The following is a 16,682-nucleotide window of genomic DNA, read 5'->3' on the forward strand; positions in this document are numbered from 1 at the left end:
GTCCGGGAGACAGCGGGCGGAGCGTGCGTCGGGTGTCGTCGGTCCGGCGGAGCTGTGGATGCCGGCTCAGCAGCCCGGCGGCCTCCTCCCAGGCCGCACGGGATCCCCGGCCGTGGCCGGCGGCCACGGTCGTCCGATGTGCGTGGAGAGCTGTCACCACGCCGGCGGTGCGGCCGCCGGGCACGGTGGTACGTCGGAGCTGGCGATCGGTCGGGTACGGACGGTCGGTCGGCCCGTGAGGCGGGGCCGCCGTGATGCGTTGACCCGGGGTACGGCCATCCCTGGCCGGTCGTGGTCACCAGACGTGTTGCGCCGCCGGTGGGCCACAGTCGAGAGCTACCGTGCCGGGTAGTTCATCTCGACGAAACATATTGATGGTGCCCGACACTACTGACTTACCTTCAGCGTGTCCATAGCTTTCGTTGGTTTCGTGACTACTTTTCTACGCAGCAAACGAAAGTGGCCGAAGGATTCCTACCCCCGGCAGGATGGACACCGTGCTGCTGCTGTTTCCCGCCGACCCGCTCCGGCCCCGTCGGCCGGATCCCCACTTCGCCCCCGAGGCGGACGCCGCCCGCGCCGCCGGGGCGCCGGTCGCCCTCATCGACCACGACCTCCTCGCGGCAGGCGGGGACCCGGCCCGGGCGGTGGCCGCGGTACGCACCCCGGGGTGGGCCGTCTACCGGGGCTGGATGCTCTCGAGCGACCGGTACGCCGCCCTCACCGAGGCCCTCGCCGCCCGGGACGTCCACCTGTGGACCACGCCGGAGCGGTACCGGCGCGCCCACGAGCTGCCCGGGTGGTACGCCGCCCTGGCCGCCGTCACGCCCGCGTCGGCCTGGACGGCCGGATCCGACCGGGCGGCGTTCGACGAGGCCCGGCGCGCCCTGGGCCCGGGGCCGGCCGTGCTGCGCGACCACGTGAAGTCGGCCAAGCACCACTGGCATGAGGCGGCCTTCGTCCCGGACCTCGCCGACGGTGCAGCCGCGTGGCGGGTCGCGACCCGGCTGCGGGAACTGCGGCAGGACGACTTCGCCGGCGGGTTCGTGCTGCGCCGCTTCGAGCCGTTCACCGGCGCCGAGGTGCGGACCTGGTGGATCGGCGGCCGGTGCGTGCTGGCCGGAGCGCACCCGGACACCCCCGAGCAGCCACCCGAGGGCGGGCCGGACCTCTCCCTGCCGGCCGCGGCGGTCGCCGCGCTCGACCTGCCGTTCGTGACGGTCGACCTGGCCCGGCGCACGGACGGGCGGTGGCGGGTGATCGAGCTCGGTGACGGTCAGGTGAGCGACCGGCCGGCCAGCCTCGATCCGGCCGCCCTCATCGAGGCGCTGCTCGCCGCCGCGCCGACCCCCGCGTCCCGGTGATCGTCTCGGGGCACGCCGCACCGGTCCGGCGGACCGGGCACGATGAGACAGTCGTCGATCATTCGTTACCAGTCGGTAACCGGGCGGACACGGCGTAGTGACATCCACCGTACGGATGATCATCAGGGCCCGTTCGGCACCGACCGGCGGTCCGGAAGGCCCCGGAGTGATCGACATCTTGACCGAGGGGGAATACGCGCCATCCGTCGAGAGCGGCAATGGTCGCGAAATGGACGCTTAATCGTCCACTCAGGACGGCATCAGCCCTGATCAGGGGCTATAGAAGATCATGGCTTCCTTGGTTCGTCGCTTTCCGGGCCGCGACCGAAAGGTGACGGTTGCCCGGGTCACCCATTGCTCCGGGCCCGGGACCGTGTGATTGTGCTCCACGAGTCGCCGACCCCCGGCGGCTCAGGCGGTCGATCTGTCGAACCGGGGCCACGCCGGCATGCCTCGGAGAGCGGCCGTCGCCCGCCTCACGGCTACACCGCGCCACGCGCCCCCACCGGGCTCCGTGCGGCGCGCCTAGGAACAGGAGCACACCCCCTTGAAGCTCTCACCCCGCCTTGCCGCGCTCTCCGGCGCGGCCGCGGCCGGCCTGATCGCCGCGGGCACCGCCGCGGCCGTGCAGGCCGCCCCGCCCAGTCCCACGCCCGACGCCGCCCAGGCCCGCGCCATCGCCGCCAAGTCGGCCAGCGCGCTGGTCGCCTCCCGCCCCTCGTACCTGCACGCGAGCGCCGACGAGGCGTTCGTGCAGAAGCAGGTCTTCTCCTCCGAGGGCACCCAGTACGTCTCCTACGAGCGCACCTACAAGGGCCTGCCGGTGACCGGTGGTGACTTCGTGCTGGCGACCGACTCCGCCGGCAACCTGAAGTACGCCTCGGTCGCCCAGGAGCGGGCCATCGGCAACCTGGCCACCACGCCGAAGCTGACCTCCGCAACCGCCGAGCAGACCGCCCGGGCCCAGCTCAAGACGGTCACCGCCGTCGAGGGCAGCAGCCTGGTCGTCTACACCCTCGGCGCCCAGCCGGCGCTGGCCTGGGAGACCACCGTGCGCGGCACCGACGCCGACGGCCCCAGCCGGCTCACGGTCGACGTCGACGCCCTCACCGGCAAGGTCCTGCGCACGCAGGAGCACATCGTGACCGGCAGCGGCACCGGCGCGTGGAACGGGCCGGTCACGCTGAACACCACGCTGTCCGGCAGCACGTACTCCATGAAGGACCCGAGCAAGCCCACCCTGGTCTGCCAGGACGCGGCGACCAACACCACGTTCAGCGGCTCGGACGACGTCTGGGGCAACGGCACCGCCACCAACAAGGAGACCGGCTGCGTCGACGCGCTCTTCGGCGCGCAGACCGAGGACAAGATGCTCTCGGCCTGGCTCGGCCGCAACGGCGCCGACGGCAACGGCGGCTACTGGCCAATCCGGGTCGGCCTGAACGACCAGAACGCCTACTACGACGGCACCCAGGTGCAGATCGGCAAGAACACCGCCGGCGGCTGGATCGGCTCGATGGACGTGGTCGCGCACGAGATCGGCCACGGCATCGACGACCACACCCCGGGTGGCATCTCCGGCAGCGGCACCCAGGAGTTCGTCGCCGACACCTTCGGCGCGGCCACCGAGTGGTACGCCAACGAGCCGTCCACCTACGACCCGCCGGACTTCCTGGTCGGCGAAGAGGTCAACCTGGTGGGCAGCGGCCCGATCCGCAACATGTACAACCCGTCGGCGCTGGGCGACCCGAACTGCTACTCCAGCAGCATCCCGAGCACCGAGGTGCACGCCGCGGCCGGCCCGGGCAACCACTGGTTCTACCTGCTGGCCATGGGCAGCAACCCGACCAACGGCCAGCCGACCAGCCCGACCTGCAACGGCAGCACGGTGACCGGCCTGGGCATCCAGAAGGCCATCAAGATCATGTACAACGCGATGCTGCTGAAGACCACGTCGTCGTCGTACCTGAAGTACCGCACCTGGACCCTGCAGGCGGCGAAGAACCTCTACGGCAGCACCGGCTGCACCGAGTTCAACACCGTCAAGGCCGCCTGGGACGCGGTCAGCGTGCCGGCCCAGACCGGTGACCCGACCTGCTCCGGCAGCACCACCCCGCCGCCCACCGGCTCCTGCTCCGGCCAGAAGCTGGCCAACCCCGGCTTCGAGTCGGGCAACGTGAGCTGGAGCGCCTCCTCCGGCGTCATCACCACCGACACCGGCCAGGCGGCCCACAGCGGCTCGTGGAAGGCGTGGCTGGACGGCTACGGCACCACCCACACCGACACCCTGTCCCAGTCGGTGACGATCCCGTCGGGTTGCCGGGCGACGCTGACCTTCTGGCTGCACATCGACACCGCGGAGTCGACGACGACCACCGCGTACGACAAGCTGACCGTCAAGGCGGGCAGCACCACCCTGGCCACCTACTCCAACCTCAACAAGAACACCGGCTACGTGCAGAAGTCCTTCGACATCTCGTCGCTGGCCGGCACCACCGCCTCCATCTCCTTCAGCGGCGTGGAGGACAGCTCCCTACAGACCTCGTTCGTCGTCGACGACACCGCGGTCACCCTGAGCTGATCCGATCAGCAACGCGAGCGGCCGGTCGTCGTCCTCCCGACGACCGGCCGCTTCGCCGGGTCAGGGCTCAGGCGGGCCGGTCGGCCCGGGCCGCGGTGTCCCCGGCCCGGTTGAGCCGGGCGACCACGCCCTCCATCGCCTGGCTGAACATCTCCATCTGCCGCATCGACTGCTCCTGCAGCCCCCCGAGCCGCGCGGCGAGGGCGTCGACGTCGTCCCGGGCCGAGGCGCTGACCTGCACGTCGAGCTCGGCCAGGGCGGCGTTGACCGCCTCGACGACCTGCCCGCAGACGCCGTCCCAACCGGCCGAGGTGAGGGCCGGGTCGACGGTCACCGACTCGATCCGTCCGCCCTGGACCGCCACGGCTCGGACCCGGCCGTCGGCCGCCACGCCCTCGGCACGCAGCAGTCGCCCGGAATCACCGTCGGTGTCCTCGGCGGCGCGGGCCCGCATGGACGACAGCGCCTGCTGGGTCTGGGTGAGCAGCTCGTCGAGGCTCGCGGCCGCGGAGAACGGGTCGTTGGTCATAGCCGCGCTTTCTTCACGTCTTTCCGGAGCACCGTGACGATAGCAATTGCCCCCGACGGCGGCGGTGCGCGCACCGCGTCAGAACGTCCGCCGGTACAGCGAGCAGCCCTGACACACCTCGGGCGGCGTGTCGCCGGCGAGTCGCCGCCGGAACGCGCGGTACTCCGCGCCGTACCAGATCTCCGGGAAGGACCGTTCCGCGACCGTGCCGAGCCGCACCCGGTCGTCGCCCATCACCATGCAGCAGGGCTGCACCACGCCGGTGCTGGTGATGTAGGCCGCCTCCCACGGCCAGGAGCACCCCGGCCGGTCGCCGGGGGCGGCGGGCGGCGTGGCGGTGCGGGGCAGCCGCAGGCGTACGCCGAGCCGGTCGGCCTCGGCCGCCGCCCGCTGGAACGCCTCGGCGGCCCGGTCGGCGTCCACCCCGGTCCAGAGCGCCTGGTCGGCGGTGAACGCGCGGATCTCGGCGTACCGGCCGGCGGGGTCGGCGTCGGAGAAGCTGTGCGACAGGTTCTGCACGTGCAGCTCGTCGACGCCGATCCGGCCCAGCAGCCGGACCAGCGCGGGCAGCTCGTCGACGGTGTCCCGCATGGCGACGAAGACCACCCGGATCCACGGGGTGTCGCTGCCCGCCGCCCGCTTCGCCGCGACCAGGCCGGTCAGGTTCGCCACCACGGTGTCGAAGTCGGCGCCGTCGCGCACCCGCTGGTACGCCTCGGCCCGGGCGCCGTCCAGCGAGACGTGCATCCAGCCCACCCCGCTGGCCACCAGCTCCGCGGCCCGCCGCCGGGTCAGCAGGGTGGCGTTGGTGTTGAACCCGACGGTGATGTCCCGCGCCACCGCCGTCGCGATCATCTCCATCAGGTACGGCGACAGCAGCGGCTCGCCGAGCCCCTGGAGGGTGAGGCCGCGCAGCCCGGGCAGGTCGTCCACCACCCGGTGGAACAGCTCGGGGCGCATCGCCCCGGCCAGCTTGTTGACCGGCGGCCGGTACCGGACCAGGCACATCAGGCAGCGCAGGTTGCAGGCGGAGGTGACCTCCAGCTGGAGGGTCGTCGGCAGCGGCGGATCGTCGACAGCGACCGGCATGCCCTCGCTTGCCCGGGTGCGACCGCGCTAAACCGGCCGTCCCGGGTGCGACGAACGCCCGGCCGGGAGCGTCGGCCGGGCGTTCGTCGTGCGGTGGACCGGCTGCTGGTGGTCCGGTCCGGTGCCGGGTCAGCGCAGGCGCAGCCGCTGGCCCGGGAAGATCAGACCCGGGTCGTCGCCGACCACGCGCTTGTTGCGCTCGTACAGCGCCTGCCAGCCGCCGGCGAGGTTGTGCGCGTCGGCGATCTCGGACAGGGTGTCCCCCGGCTTGACCGCGTAGGTGCCGCCGCTGCTCGGGGTGGTGGCGCGGTGCTTGCGGGTCACCGGCCGGTCACCCCGGTACGACCGGTCCTTGGTGGCCTTCTTGTGCGCCCGCTTCGACCCGCCGTCCGGCCTGGACGAGTAGTGCTTGGCCGAGCCGGCCTTCTTGCCGCAGACCGGCCAGGCCCCGATGCCCTGCCCGTCGAGGACCTTCTCCGCGATGGCGATCTGCTCGCCGCGGCTGGCCAGGTCGGCACGGGCGGCGTACTGCTGGCCGCCGTAGCCGTTCCAGGTGCTCCGGGAGAACTGGAGCCCGCCGTAGTAGCCGTTGCCGGTGTTGATGTGCCAGTTGCCGCCGGACTCGCACTGGGCGATGGCGTCCCAGTTGACGCTGGAGGCGCTGGCCGGTGCGGCCGGCCCGAGGATGGCGGCGGCGCCGGTGGCGGCGCCGACGACGAGCGCCCCGACGGCGAGGCGACGCGGCGTGGTCCGTCGGTGACGAGCGACGTGTTCACTTGCCATGGTGGGTTTCCTCCACGCCGACGAGGTGAGCTGTCGGGTTCGGGCCGAGGAGCCCGGCCGCGCATGGCGGCTTCACCCCGAGGTGTCGAGCACCGAGGAACGTGGGTCCCCCGCTCCCGCCTGAGGTCAGGTACCGCCGGGCCGGTGGCGGAATTAGGCGTTACCGGCCCGTGGTGTCCGCGATCGCGAACGGCTACGACGTTAGGAACGGTTTGCGACGAACGCCCACTTCTTGTGAAGTTCTTCACCCGGCCGGGCGACGGCGTCGCCGTCCGGGTTGCGCGGGGGCCGGACGTGGTCTATCAGCGGGCTCATCACCCACAGTGACCGTCCACGCCGGCCCCCCCGTCGCCGTCCCTTCAGTACGTCAGGCCGTAGCCCTGCGGGAAGAGCGGGACCTGCCCGTCGCCGGCGTTGATGGGCTGCTGGCTGACCGAGTTCATCCAGGTCATCGGCAGTTTGCCGGTGGGCGCGTACCCGCCGAAGAGGACGTCGGCCACGCCGGCGCCCTCGGTGCCGGGCAGCCAGGAGGCCAGTAGCGCGGACCACTTGGGCAGCTCGGCGGAGATGTCCATCGGCCGGCCGGAGACCAGCACCACGATCACCGGCACCCCGGCGTTGCGCAGCGTCGAGATCGTCCGCAGGTCCTCGCGGTCCAGGCTCATGCTGCCGGTGCGGTCGCCCTGGCCCTCCGCGTACGGTGTCTCGCCGACCACGGCGATCGCGGCCCGGTACGTGCCGTCGATGCCGGTGCCGCGCTGGTTGTAGGTGACCGTGGTGGTCGGGCCGACGGCGGCGCGGATGCCCTGCAGGATCGTGGTGCCGGGGGTGATGTTCCCCGAGGATCCCTGCCAGGAGATGGTCCACCCGCCGCTCTGGTTGCCGATGTTGTCGGCGTTCTTGCCGGCCACGAAGATCTTGTTGTTGTCCCGCGCCAGCGGCAGCACGCCGCCGGCGTTCTTCAGCAGCACCTGCGACTGTCGGACGGCCTGCCGGGCGAGGGTCCGGTGCGCGGCGCTGCCCACCGTCGCGGTCCAGCTCCGGTCGGTGTACGGGCGCTCGAAGAGCCCGAGTTCGAACTTCTTGGTGAGGATACGCCGGTTGGCGTCGTCGATCCGGCTCATCGACACGTGCCCGTTCTGCACCTCGGCGCGCAGGGTGCTGATGAAGCTCTTCCAGGCGGTGGGGACCATCACCATGTCGATGCCGGCGTTGATCGCGGTGCTCACCTCGGCGGCGGTGAAGCCGGCGTTGCCGTCGATCTGGTCGATGCCGTTCCAGTCGGAGACCACGAAGCCGGAGAAGCCGAGCTCTCCCTTGAGGACGGTGGTGATCAGGTACTGGTGGCCGTGCAGCTTCACCCCGTTCCAGCTGCTGTAGGAGATCATCACCGCGCCCACCCCGCGCTGCACGGCGGCCTGGAACGGCGGCAGGTGGATGGCCCGCAGGTCCGCCTCGCTGAGCTGGGTGTCGCCCTGGTCGTCGCCGCCGGTGGTGCCGCCGTCGCCGACGTAGTGCTTGGCGGTGGCGAGCACCGAGGTGGGTCCGCCGAGGGTGTTGCCCTGCAGGCCGGTGACCAGGGTGGACAGGCTGGACGGCAGGTCGGGGGTCTCACCGAACGACTCGTAGGTACGCCCCCACCGGTCGTTGCGGGCGACGCAGAGGCAGGGCGCGAAGTCCCAGTCGAGGCCGGTGCCGGTGATCTCCTCGGCGACGGCCTGGCCGATCTGCTGCACCAGGGCGGGGTCGCGGGTGGCGCCGAGGCCGATGTTGTGCGGGAAGATCGTCGCGCCGTACACGTTGTTGTGCCCGTGCACGGCGTCCACCCCGTAGATCATCGGGATGCCGAGCGGGGTGGCGAGGGCGGCCCGCTGGAAGCCGTCGTACATGTCGGCCCAGGACGTGGCGGTGTTCGGCGACGGCGCGGAGCCGCCGCCGGAGAGGATCGAGCCGAGCCGGTAGGTGGTGAGGTCGGCGGCGGTGACCGAGCCGCGCTCGGCCTGGGTCATCTGGCCGATCTTCTCGTCCAGGGTCATCCGGGACAGCAGGTCGGCGACGCGGGTGGCGACGGGCAGCGACGGGTCCTGGTACGGCAGGACGGCGGCGGCGGCCGGCACGGGCGCGGCCAGGGCGGTGACCGCGACGAGGAGCAGGATCAGCGGGAGAGGGCGGTGATGGTGGCGGGTCACGGGTCGCTCCTTCCGGAGGAACACTGAGGCCGGTGACCGGACCCTACGCCCGCGCGCATCGACTGTGAACAATCCGTGCAGGTTCCGGAACCGTCGCGCGGGCCGGCGCCGGCGGGGGCTACCGTGGCGGAGGTCGCGCAAGATCGGACGAGGTGACGGGACGGACATGACCGACCACGGACACGAGCTGCTCTTCGGCGGCTTCGTCACGCCAAGCGCCGGGCAGCCCGAGCAGGTGGTGGCCCTGGCCAAGCTCTGCGAGCAGGCCGGCCTCGACCTGGTCACCTTCCAGGACCACCCGTACCAGCCGGGCTTCCTGGACACCTGGACGCTGATGTCGTTCGTGGCCGCGGCGACCAGCCGGGTCCGGCTGGCCGGCAACGTGCTGAACCTGCCGTTGCGCCAGCCGGTGGTGCTGGCCCGCAGCGTGGCCAGCCTGGACCTGCTCACCGGCGGCCGGGTCGAGCTGGGCCTGGGCGCCGGCGCGTTCTGGGAGGCGATCGAGGCGGTCGGCGGGCGGCGGCTCAGCCCGGGGCAGGCGGTGGACGCCCTCGACGAGGCGATCCGGGTGATCCGCGAGGTCTGGGACACCGGGCGGCGCGGCATGGTCCGGGTCGAGGGCGAGCACTACCGGGTGGTCGGGGCGAAGCGCGGGCCGGCGCCGGCGCACCCGGTGGGGATCTGGGTCGGCGCGTACAAGCCCCGGATGCTGCGGCTGGTCGGCCGGGCGGCGGACGGCTGGCTGCCGTCGCTGGCGTACCTGCCGAAGGGGCCGGCGGAGCTGCCTGCCCTCAACGCGCTGGTCGACGAGGGGGCCGAGGCCGCCGGCCGGGACCCCGCGGCGGTGCGCCGGCTGCTCAACGTCAACGGCGCGTTCACCCGCTCGACCACCGGCTTCCTGGAAGGGCCGCCCGAGCAGTGGGTGGAGGAGCTGGCCGGGCTCGCCCTGGACCACGGCATCTCCACCTTCATCCTCGGCAGCGATGAGCCCCGGGCCATCCAGCTGTTCGGCCAGGAGATCGCGCCCGCGGTCCGCGAGCTGGTCGCCGCCGAACGCACCGCGCCCGGCAGCCGTGCCCGCGCCCTCCAGGAGGAGCAGGCGGCGGTCGAGGCCGGCGGGTCGACCGGCCTCGCGGTCACCCCCACCCCCGATCCCGGCGTACGGCTGAGCCGGCGGACGCTCTGGGACGAGTCCACCCGGCCCACGCCCCCACCCCCGCCGGCCGGGCACGTCTACACCCCGCACGGGCAGGCCGCCGGCCAGCACCTGGTGGACGTGCACGACCACCTGCGCCAGGAGCTGACCCAGGTGCGGGACCTGCTGGAGCAGGTCAAGCGCGGGGCGGTCTCCGCCGGGGCGGCCCGGGCCGCCCTGCACGAGATGACGATGCGGCAGAACAACTGGACGCTGGGGGCGTACTGCGCCGCGTACTGCACGGTGGTGACCCAGCACCACGGGCTGGAGGACAACTCGATCTTCCCGCACCTGCGCCGCTCGGACGCGGGCCTCGGGCCGGTGCTGGACCGGCTGGCCGAGGAGCACGCGGTGATCCACGACGTGGTCGAGGGCGTGGACCGGGCCCTGGTGAACCTGATCCGGCAGCCGGGCGACTTCACCGAGCTCCAGGAGGCGGTGGACCTGCTCACCGACACCCTGCTGTCGCACCTGTCGTGGGAGGAGCGGGTGATCGTCGAGCCGCTGGCCCGGTACGGCTTCTACGCGGGCCAGGTCTGAGCGTTATTCCCGGTCCCGGCGTGACGTAGCTGGCTTTTGGTTTCCTAAGTCAGCCGGGTAGCGTCGTCGGCATGACGGACTTCCTCGCCCAGCGCGACACCTGGTCGACCGCCAACTGCTCGATCGCCCGCGCGCTCGACGTGGTCGGCAACCGGACCACGCTGCTCCTGCTCCGCGAGGCGTCGTTCGGCACCCGGCGGTTCGACGACTTCGCCCGCCGGGCCGGGGTCAGCGAGCCGGTCGCCGCCGCCCGGCTCAAGCAGCTCGTCGCCGACGGTCTGCTGGAACGGCGGCCCTACCGCGAGCCCGGCCAGCGCACCCGGGACGAGTACCTGCTCACGCCCAAGGGGCGAGACCTGCTGCCGGTGCTCGCCGCCCTGCGCCAGTGGGGCGACGCGTACGCCGTCGACGAGCCGTCGGTCCGGGTGGCCCACCGCGACTGCGGGGCCGCCGTCCAGGTCGCGCTGCGCTGCGACGCCGGGCACGACGTACCGCCCGGCGAGGTGGACGTGCTGCCCGGCCCGGGCCTCCTGCCGGCCACGACCTAACCCACCCCCTCCCTGCCACCTCCTCAGGAGCGAGACATGAAGATCGCTGGACGCACGGCCCTGGTCACCGGGGCGAACCGCGGCTTCGGCCGGCACCTGGCCGCCGAGCTGCTGGCCCGCGGCGCCACCGTCTACGCGGGTGCCCGCAACCCGGACACCGTAGACCTGCCGGGGGTCACCCCGGTCCGCCTCGACATCACCGACCCGGCCTCGATCGAGGCGGCCGCACGGCTGGCCGGCGACGTCACCCTGCTGGTCAACAACGCCGGGGTGAGCACCGGGGCCGACCTGCTCGACGGCGACCTGGCCAAGATCCGGCTGGAACTGGAGACCCACTACCTCGGCACGCTGTCGATGGTGCGCGCCTTCGCGCCCCGGATCGCGGCCAACGGCGGCGGGACGATCCTGAACATCCTCTCCGCCCTGTCCTGGATCACCTTCCCCGGAGTCGGCGCGTACGGCGCGGCCAAGGCGGCCGAGTGGTCGATGACCAACGCGCTGCGCGCCCAGCTCGCCGACCGGGGCGTGCGGGTCGCCGGCCTGCACGTGGGCTACATGGACACCGACATGACCGCCGGGGTGACCGGGCCGAAGTCCGACCCGGCGGAGATCGCCCGGATCGCGGTGGACGGCATCGAGGCCGACCAGTACGAGATCGTCGCCGACGAGACCTCCCGGCGAGTCCTCGCCGGCCTGTCCGGCGGCGTCGCCGCCCTCTACCCCGCCCTCCCCTGAGGCGCAAGGAAGGGCCCCTTGTTAACGCCTGGGCGATAAGAAGGGGCCCTTCCTCACCGAAGGACGGGTGCGGTGGCACAGTGTCGGCATGCGACAGGGGTACGCCCACCGAGCCGTGCTGGGCATGACGCCGGACGCCGACGACCGCGCACCCGGGGCGGCCGTCACCGTCGCCCTGTGCGGCCACTGGGAGCACGAACCGCCCTGCCCGGTCGCGGCGCACCACACCGGCGTTGAACGGGTGGGCGACGAGGTGCGGCTGCGCATCCTCTTCGCCACCGAGCCGCACCTGGAGCAGCGCGTCCGGCGGGACATCGACCGGGCGCTGGCGCGCGGCGAACTGGCCGGCCCGGACGGCAGGACGACCCGCTGGCGGCTGCTGGACAGCCGGCCGGCCGAGCCGTCGGCCCACGAGGCCGAGCACCTCCAACGCCTGGTCCGCGGCTAGGCGCCGGGACGACAACGCCGGCCGCGGCACCGACCCGGCGACCCGGCAGGGGCCACGGGCGAGCCGGTCGGCAAGGACCGGGTGAACCGGGACGAGTCACGCAGCTCGCGGTCAGGGACTTCCCAGGTCCAGCTCGGCCAGTTCGGCGCGGGACACCACGCCGAGCTTCGGATACGCCTTGTAGAGGTGGTAGCCGACGGTGCGGGCGGACAGGAAGAGCCGCGTCGCGATGTCCTTGTTGGACAGGCCAGCGGCCGCGAGCGTGACGATCTGCAGCTCCTGCGGAGTCAGTCGTGCGGCGGGGCCGGTGGGACGCCGGGGTGCCGGGGTACCGGCGGCACCCAGCTCGGTGCGGGCCCGCGCCGCCCACGGCGCCGCACCCAGCTTCTCGAAGCCGTCGACTGCGGCGGCCAGGTAGGTGCGTGCCTCCGCGCGACGGCGGGCCCGGCGCAACCACTCCCCGTACAGCAGCGCCGTGCGGGCCTCGTCGAACGGCCGGTTGAGCCGCCGGTACGCGGACAGCGCCGCCGCGTACGACTCCCCCGCCGTCTCGTCCGGGCCGAGCAGCGCCTGGCAGCGCAGCACGACGGCATCGATCCACGGCTGCCTGGCGTGCGCGGCCCAGCGTCGGTACTGGGCGAACGCCTCTGCCGCCGCGTCCGGCCGGCCGGCCCGTACCGCGGCCTCGACCAGGTCGGGAGTGCTACGGGTGGCGGAGATGTGGAACCTGGCCCGACCCTCGGCCAGCGGCGCCAGCGACGCCAGCGCCGACTCGGCCCGGCCACGACCGAGTTCCAGCAGGCCACGTGCGGCATACACCCAGGGCACCTGCCACGCCGGGTCGCCGCCCGCGACGCGCGCGAGCGCCTCATCGGTGATCCGGCGGCATCCGTCCTCGTCCCCGGCCACCGCGGTCAGGTACGCCAGCGGTTCGCCGAGCCGATCGATCCACTGGCGCTGGTCGGTGTCGCGGGCGATCGCCAGGGCCTCCTCCGTCGCCGCGGCCGCCTCGGCCTGCCAGCCCGCGAACTGCCGGCCGCACGCCAGGTAGAAGAGCGCCTGCGGCAGCCAGCCCACCCGGCCCTGTCGGCGCGCCAGCTCCACCTGTTCCTCGGCCAGCTCGACGGTGACCGTTTCCTGCCCGAGGACCAGCCCGAGCCCCGCGACGAGGATCGCCGCACCCGGCTCGTTCGCCGCTCCACGGGCCGCCGCGATCATCGCCCCGGACGCCGCCCAGTCGATGCCGTCGCCATCGTCCGCCACGCCGACGATCGGGGTGACGGCGTGCATCAACAGCCGGGCCAGCGGGGTCAGTGGGTCGTCGGGCACCAGCGCCGACCGCAACCGCGCCACCGACTCCGACAGCTGCCGCTCCCCCGCGTACCACCCGACGTGCAGCGCCTCCACCAGCAGGCTCAGCGCCAGATGCTGGTCAGTGCTGGCCACCCGGGCGGCACCGTGCAGCAGACGCTCGTGCGCCGACGGCAGCGTGCCGCGCCAGAAGTCGGCCGCGGCGCGCACCGCGGTCAGCCGGGCCGCCAGCAGCGGATCCTCCGGACCCGAGCGCTCGGCCAGGGCGGCGAGCGTGTCGGAACGGTCCAGGTCGCCCGCCTCCGCCGCGGCCTCGGCGGCGAGCGTGAGCCGGCGCAGGTGGGCGGCGGGCTCGGCGGTGAGCTGCGCGGCCCGCTCGTACGCGGCAGCCGCGGCGGCGTGCCCGCTGCGCTCACCGGCCCACGCCGCGGTGCGTTCCAGCTCGGCGGCGACCCCCTCGTCGGTCCCGATGGTCGCCGACGCCAGGTGCCAGGCACGACGATCGGCGTCGCCGGGGCGGTCCAACGCGGCGGCCAGCGCGTCATGCACGGCGATGCGCCGGCCGGGCGGCGTGCCGTGCCACACGGCGGCCCGGACCAGCGGGTGCCGGAACGACACCGTTCCGTCCGCGGTCACCAGGCCGGCCCGGACCGCGGCGTCCAGCTCGGCGCCGCCGGCGCCCAACTTGCCGGCGGCGCGCAGCACCACAGCCAGGTCGCCGGTGTCATCGGCGGCGACCACCTCCAACACGGTGCGCACGCTGTCCGGCAGCGTGCGTACCCGGGCCTGGAACGCGTCGCGGAGCCGGTCCGGCAGCGCACCGCCGGCCGAGACCGCCACCGCCGGCAGCTCGATCAGCGCCAGTGGGTTGCCGACCGCCTCGGCAAGCACCCGGTACCGCGCGCCGGCGTCCAGGTCGGCGGCGTGCTCGGCGAGCAGCGCCGCCGCGGCGGACGGGTCCAGCCCGGGCAGCGGGAGCTCCGGCACACCGGGTGCCGGAAAGCCGTCGGTGCGGGCGGCGAACAGCAGGCCGACCGGCTCGGCGCCGACCCGGCGCGCCGTGAACAACAGCGCGTCGGCGGACGCCCGGTCCAGCCACTGGGCGTCGTCCACGACCGCCACCAGCGGACCGTCGTCGGCCAGCTCGGACAGCAGCGACAGCAGCGCGAGGCCGACCAGGAACCGGTCCGGCACGCCGGCCGCGGCCAGCCCCAGCGCGCCGCGCAGCGCCTCGGCCTGCACCGTCGGCAGGGCATCGAGCCGATCGAGCACCGGGTGCAGCAGCAGGTGCAGGCCCGCGAACGGCAGTTCGGCCTCCGACTCCACGCCGACGCCGCGCAACACCCGCAGCCCCGACGTGTCGGCGTGCTCAAGCAACGCGGTCTTGCCGATGCCCGGCTCACCGCGCAGCACCAGCGCGCCGCTGCCGCCGGACCGCACGGTGTCCAGCAGCTTGCCGACCACCGCCAGCTCAGCGTCCCGCCCGTACAGCATGGCGGAGACGTTACCGACGCCCACCGACAGATGTACTGATGCGCGACAGATTCCGGGACCGGCGCGGCTCCATAGCGTTCAAGGCACCTCACACGAGATGGAGAAACGTCATGAAGGTCATCGACCGGTACCTGGAGAGCTGGAACGAGACGGACCCGACCCGGCGACGGGCGCTGATCGACGAGGTGTGGGCCGAGCACGGCCGGTACACCGACCCGCTGGCGGTCGCGGAGGGCCGGGACGCGATCGACGCGACGATCGCCGCCGTGCAGGCGCAGTTCCCGGGCCTGCGGTTCAGCGCCGGCCCGGTGGACGCGCACCACGACATCGCCCGGTTCACCTGGACCCTCGGCACGGACGACAGCGAGCCACTCGTCGTCGGCTTCGACGTCGCCGTCCTCACCGAGGACGGCCGGATCGCCGCGATCCACGGCTTCCTCGACAAGGTCCCGGCATGACGACGCTGGAAGGACGCCCCATGAGCGCCATCGCCGCGCCGGCAGCCACGCCGCGGGCCGACACCGGCTGGGGCGCCCTGCTGGTGCTGCTGACCGGCACGTTCGTCACGCTGCTGGACTTCTTCATCGTCAACGTGGCGATCCCGTCGATCCAGGTGGACCTGCGGGCCGGGCCGTCGGCCGTGCAGTGGGTGGTCGCCGGGTTCGGGCTGGCGCTGGCCGCGGGTCTCATCACCGGTGGCCGGCTGGGCGACCTGTACGGGCGGCGCCGGCTGTACGCGTTCGGCCTCGGCCTGTTCACGCTCGCCTCGGCGGCCTGCGGGCTGGCGCCGAGCGCCGGCGTGCTGGTCGGCGGCCGAGTACTCCAGGGTGTCGCCGCCGCGCTGCTGATGCCGCAGGTGCTCGCCATCATCAACACGGTCTACACCGGCGGCCGGCGGGCCCGCGCGTTCAGCGCCTACGGCGTTGCGGTGGGGCTGGGCGCGGTGTTCGGGCAGCTCATCGGTGGGCTGCTGATCCGGGCGGACGTCGCGGGTCTCGGCTGGCGCAGCATCTTCCTGATCAACGTGCCGATCGGCGTGGCGGCGGTGGCGGCCAGCCGGCGCCTGGTGCCCGAGTCGCGCTCGGCGACCGGCGCCCGCCTGGATCTGACCGGTACCGTACTGGCCACGCTCGGCCTGATCGCCATCGTGTACCCGCTGCTGGCCGGCGAGTCCGCCGGGTGGTGCCTGGCGGCGCTGCCGCCGCTCACCGCGTTCGCCCTGCACCAACGCCAGCTGGCGGCGCGGGGTGGCGCACCGCTGGTGAACCCACGCCTGTTCAGCGACCGTGCGTACATCGTGGGCGTGGTGGTCAGCCTCGCCTTCCAGCTCACGATGGCGTCGTTCTTCCTGGTGCTGGCGGTGTACCTGCAGGACGGGCGCGGCCTGTCGGCGCTCGCGTCCGGGCTGCTCTTCGTGCCGCTCGGCGTCGGATACCTGGTCACCTCGATGCTGTCCGGGCGGATCGCCGCCCGGGCGGGCCGCCGGACGCTCACCATCGGCACGCTGGTGGTCGCGGCGGGGTACGGCCTGCTCGCGCTCGCCGCGGACGATCCGATCGGCTGGCTGGTGCCGGGGCTCACGGTGGCCGGCGCGGGCATGGGCTTCGTGGTGGCACCACTGCCCTCGATCGTGATGGCCGGCGTGGCCGCACGGCACGCGGCGGCCGCCTCGGGGGTGCTCTCCACGGCGCAGCAGGCCGGCAACGCGGTCGGCGTGGCCCTGATCGGCAGCGTGTTCTACGGCGCGCTCGGCACCGGACCCTTCCCGCACGCGTTCGCGCTCAGCCTCGACGTCCTGGTGGCGCTGAGCGTGGTGGTGGCGGTCCTCGTCCGGTTGCTGCCCCACCGCAGCGCCTGACGGACGACGGAGCCGGCC

13 protein-coding genes and 1 riboswitch are annotated in these 16,682 nt (G+C 73.4%); of the genes, 8 read left to right on the forward strand and 5 right to left on the reverse strand.

The window, feature by feature from the left end; all coding sequences use genetic code 11:
• Positions 1–488 precede the first annotated feature (488 nt).
• Together ACGFI9_RS10450 and ACGFI9_RS10455 are read left to right on the forward strand one after the other, a co-directional pair.
• Positions 489–1,364, forward strand: a complete 876-nt coding sequence (locus ACGFI9_RS10450; RefSeq protein WP_393177250.1) for an ATP-grasp domain-containing protein — start codon at positions 489–491, stop codon at positions 1,362–1,364.
• A gap of 547 nt (positions 1,365–1,911) precedes the next feature.
• Positions 1,912–3,945, forward strand: a complete 2,034-nt coding sequence (locus tag ACGFI9_RS10455) for a M4 family metallopeptidase (protein ID WP_393177252.1) — start codon at positions 1,912–1,914, stop codon at positions 3,943–3,945.
• Positions 3,946–4,012: 67 nt separating this feature from the next.
• Here the strand turns inward: ACGFI9_RS10455 and ACGFI9_RS10460 are convergent, their stop codons facing one another.
• From ACGFI9_RS10460 to ACGFI9_RS10475, 4 genes are all read right to left on the reverse strand, one after another.
• Complete coding sequence (locus ACGFI9_RS10460; protein WP_393177254.1) at positions 4,013–4,474, reverse strand: YbaB/EbfC family DNA-binding protein; 462 nt, start codon at positions 4,472–4,474, stop codon at positions 4,013–4,015.
• 78 nt (positions 4,475–4,552) lie between these two features.
• On the reverse strand, positions 4,553–5,563 hold the full coding sequence (locus ACGFI9_RS10465) for a radical SAM/SPASM domain-containing protein (RefSeq protein ID WP_393177256.1): 1,011 nt from the start codon (positions 5,561–5,563) through the stop codon (positions 4,553–4,555).
• A 129-nt stretch (positions 5,564–5,692) separates the two neighbouring features.
• Positions 5,693–6,346 carry a transglycosylase family protein gene (locus ACGFI9_RS10470; RefSeq protein ID WP_393177258.1) on the reverse strand — a complete coding sequence of 218 codons (654 nt, stop codon included), beginning with the start codon at positions 6,344–6,346 and terminating at the stop codon, positions 5,693–5,695.
• A 5-nt stretch (positions 6,347–6,351) separates the two neighbouring features.
• Positions 6,352–6,516, reverse strand: a riboswitch (cyclic di-AMP (ydaO/yuaA leader).
• 189 nt (positions 6,517–6,705) lie between these two features.
• Positions 6,706–8,535, reverse strand: coding sequence for a glycoside hydrolase family 3 protein (locus tag ACGFI9_RS10475; protein WP_393177260.1), 1,830 nt, complete (start codon positions 8,533–8,535; stop codon positions 6,706–6,708).
• Positions 8,536–8,701: 166 nt separating this feature from the next.
• Here ACGFI9_RS10475 and ACGFI9_RS10480 point away from each other — a divergent pair, with 166 nt between their 5' ends.
• From ACGFI9_RS10480 to ACGFI9_RS10495, 4 genes are all read left to right on the forward strand, one after another.
• The gene (locus ACGFI9_RS10480) at positions 8,702–10,270 is read left to right on the forward strand and encodes an LLM class flavin-dependent oxidoreductase (RefSeq protein WP_393177262.1); all 1,569 of its coding nucleotides are present in this window, start codon (positions 8,702–8,704) and stop codon (positions 10,268–10,270) included.
• A gap of 71 nt (positions 10,271–10,341) precedes the next feature.
• Positions 10,342–10,818: a winged helix-turn-helix transcriptional regulator gene (locus tag ACGFI9_RS10485; RefSeq protein ID WP_393177264.1), complete on the forward strand. Its 477-nt coding sequence runs from the start codon at positions 10,342–10,344 to the stop codon at positions 10,816–10,818.
• 36 nt (positions 10,819–10,854) lie between these two features.
• Positions 10,855–11,553, forward strand: a complete 699-nt coding sequence (locus ACGFI9_RS10490; protein WP_393177266.1) for an SDR family oxidoreductase — start codon at positions 10,855–10,857, stop codon at positions 11,551–11,553.
• An 88-nt stretch (positions 11,554–11,641) separates the two neighbouring features.
• Positions 11,642–12,001: a hypothetical protein gene (locus ACGFI9_RS10495; RefSeq protein ID WP_393177268.1), complete on the forward strand. Its 360-nt coding sequence runs from the start codon at positions 11,642–11,644 to the stop codon at positions 11,999–12,001.
• Positions 12,002–12,112: 111 nt separating this feature from the next.
• Here ACGFI9_RS10495 and ACGFI9_RS10500 read toward each other — a convergent pair whose 3' ends face one another.
• Positions 12,113–14,806 (reverse strand): AAA family ATPase, encoded by a 2,694-nt coding sequence (locus tag ACGFI9_RS10500; protein ID WP_393177270.1) that lies wholly within the window; start codon positions 14,804–14,806, stop codon positions 12,113–12,115.
• A 110-nt stretch (positions 14,807–14,916) separates the two neighbouring features.
• Between ACGFI9_RS10500 and ACGFI9_RS10505 the strand changes: the two genes are divergently transcribed.
• Together ACGFI9_RS10505 and ACGFI9_RS10510 are read left to right on the forward strand one after the other, a co-directional pair.
• Positions 14,917–15,264, forward strand: coding sequence for a nuclear transport factor 2 family protein (locus tag ACGFI9_RS10505; protein WP_393177272.1), 348 nt, complete (start codon positions 14,917–14,919; stop codon positions 15,262–15,264).
• A 20-nt stretch (positions 15,265–15,284) separates the two neighbouring features.
• Positions 15,285–16,664 (forward strand): MFS transporter, encoded by a 1,380-nt coding sequence (locus ACGFI9_RS10510; protein WP_393177274.1) that lies wholly within the window; start codon positions 15,285–15,287, stop codon positions 16,662–16,664.
• Positions 16,665–16,682: the final 18 nt, after the last annotated feature.

This window comes from Micromonospora sp. NPDC048930, assembly GCF_043197935.1.
Taxonomy (GTDB): Bacteria; Actinomycetota; Actinomycetes; order Mycobacteriales; family Micromonosporaceae; genus Micromonospora.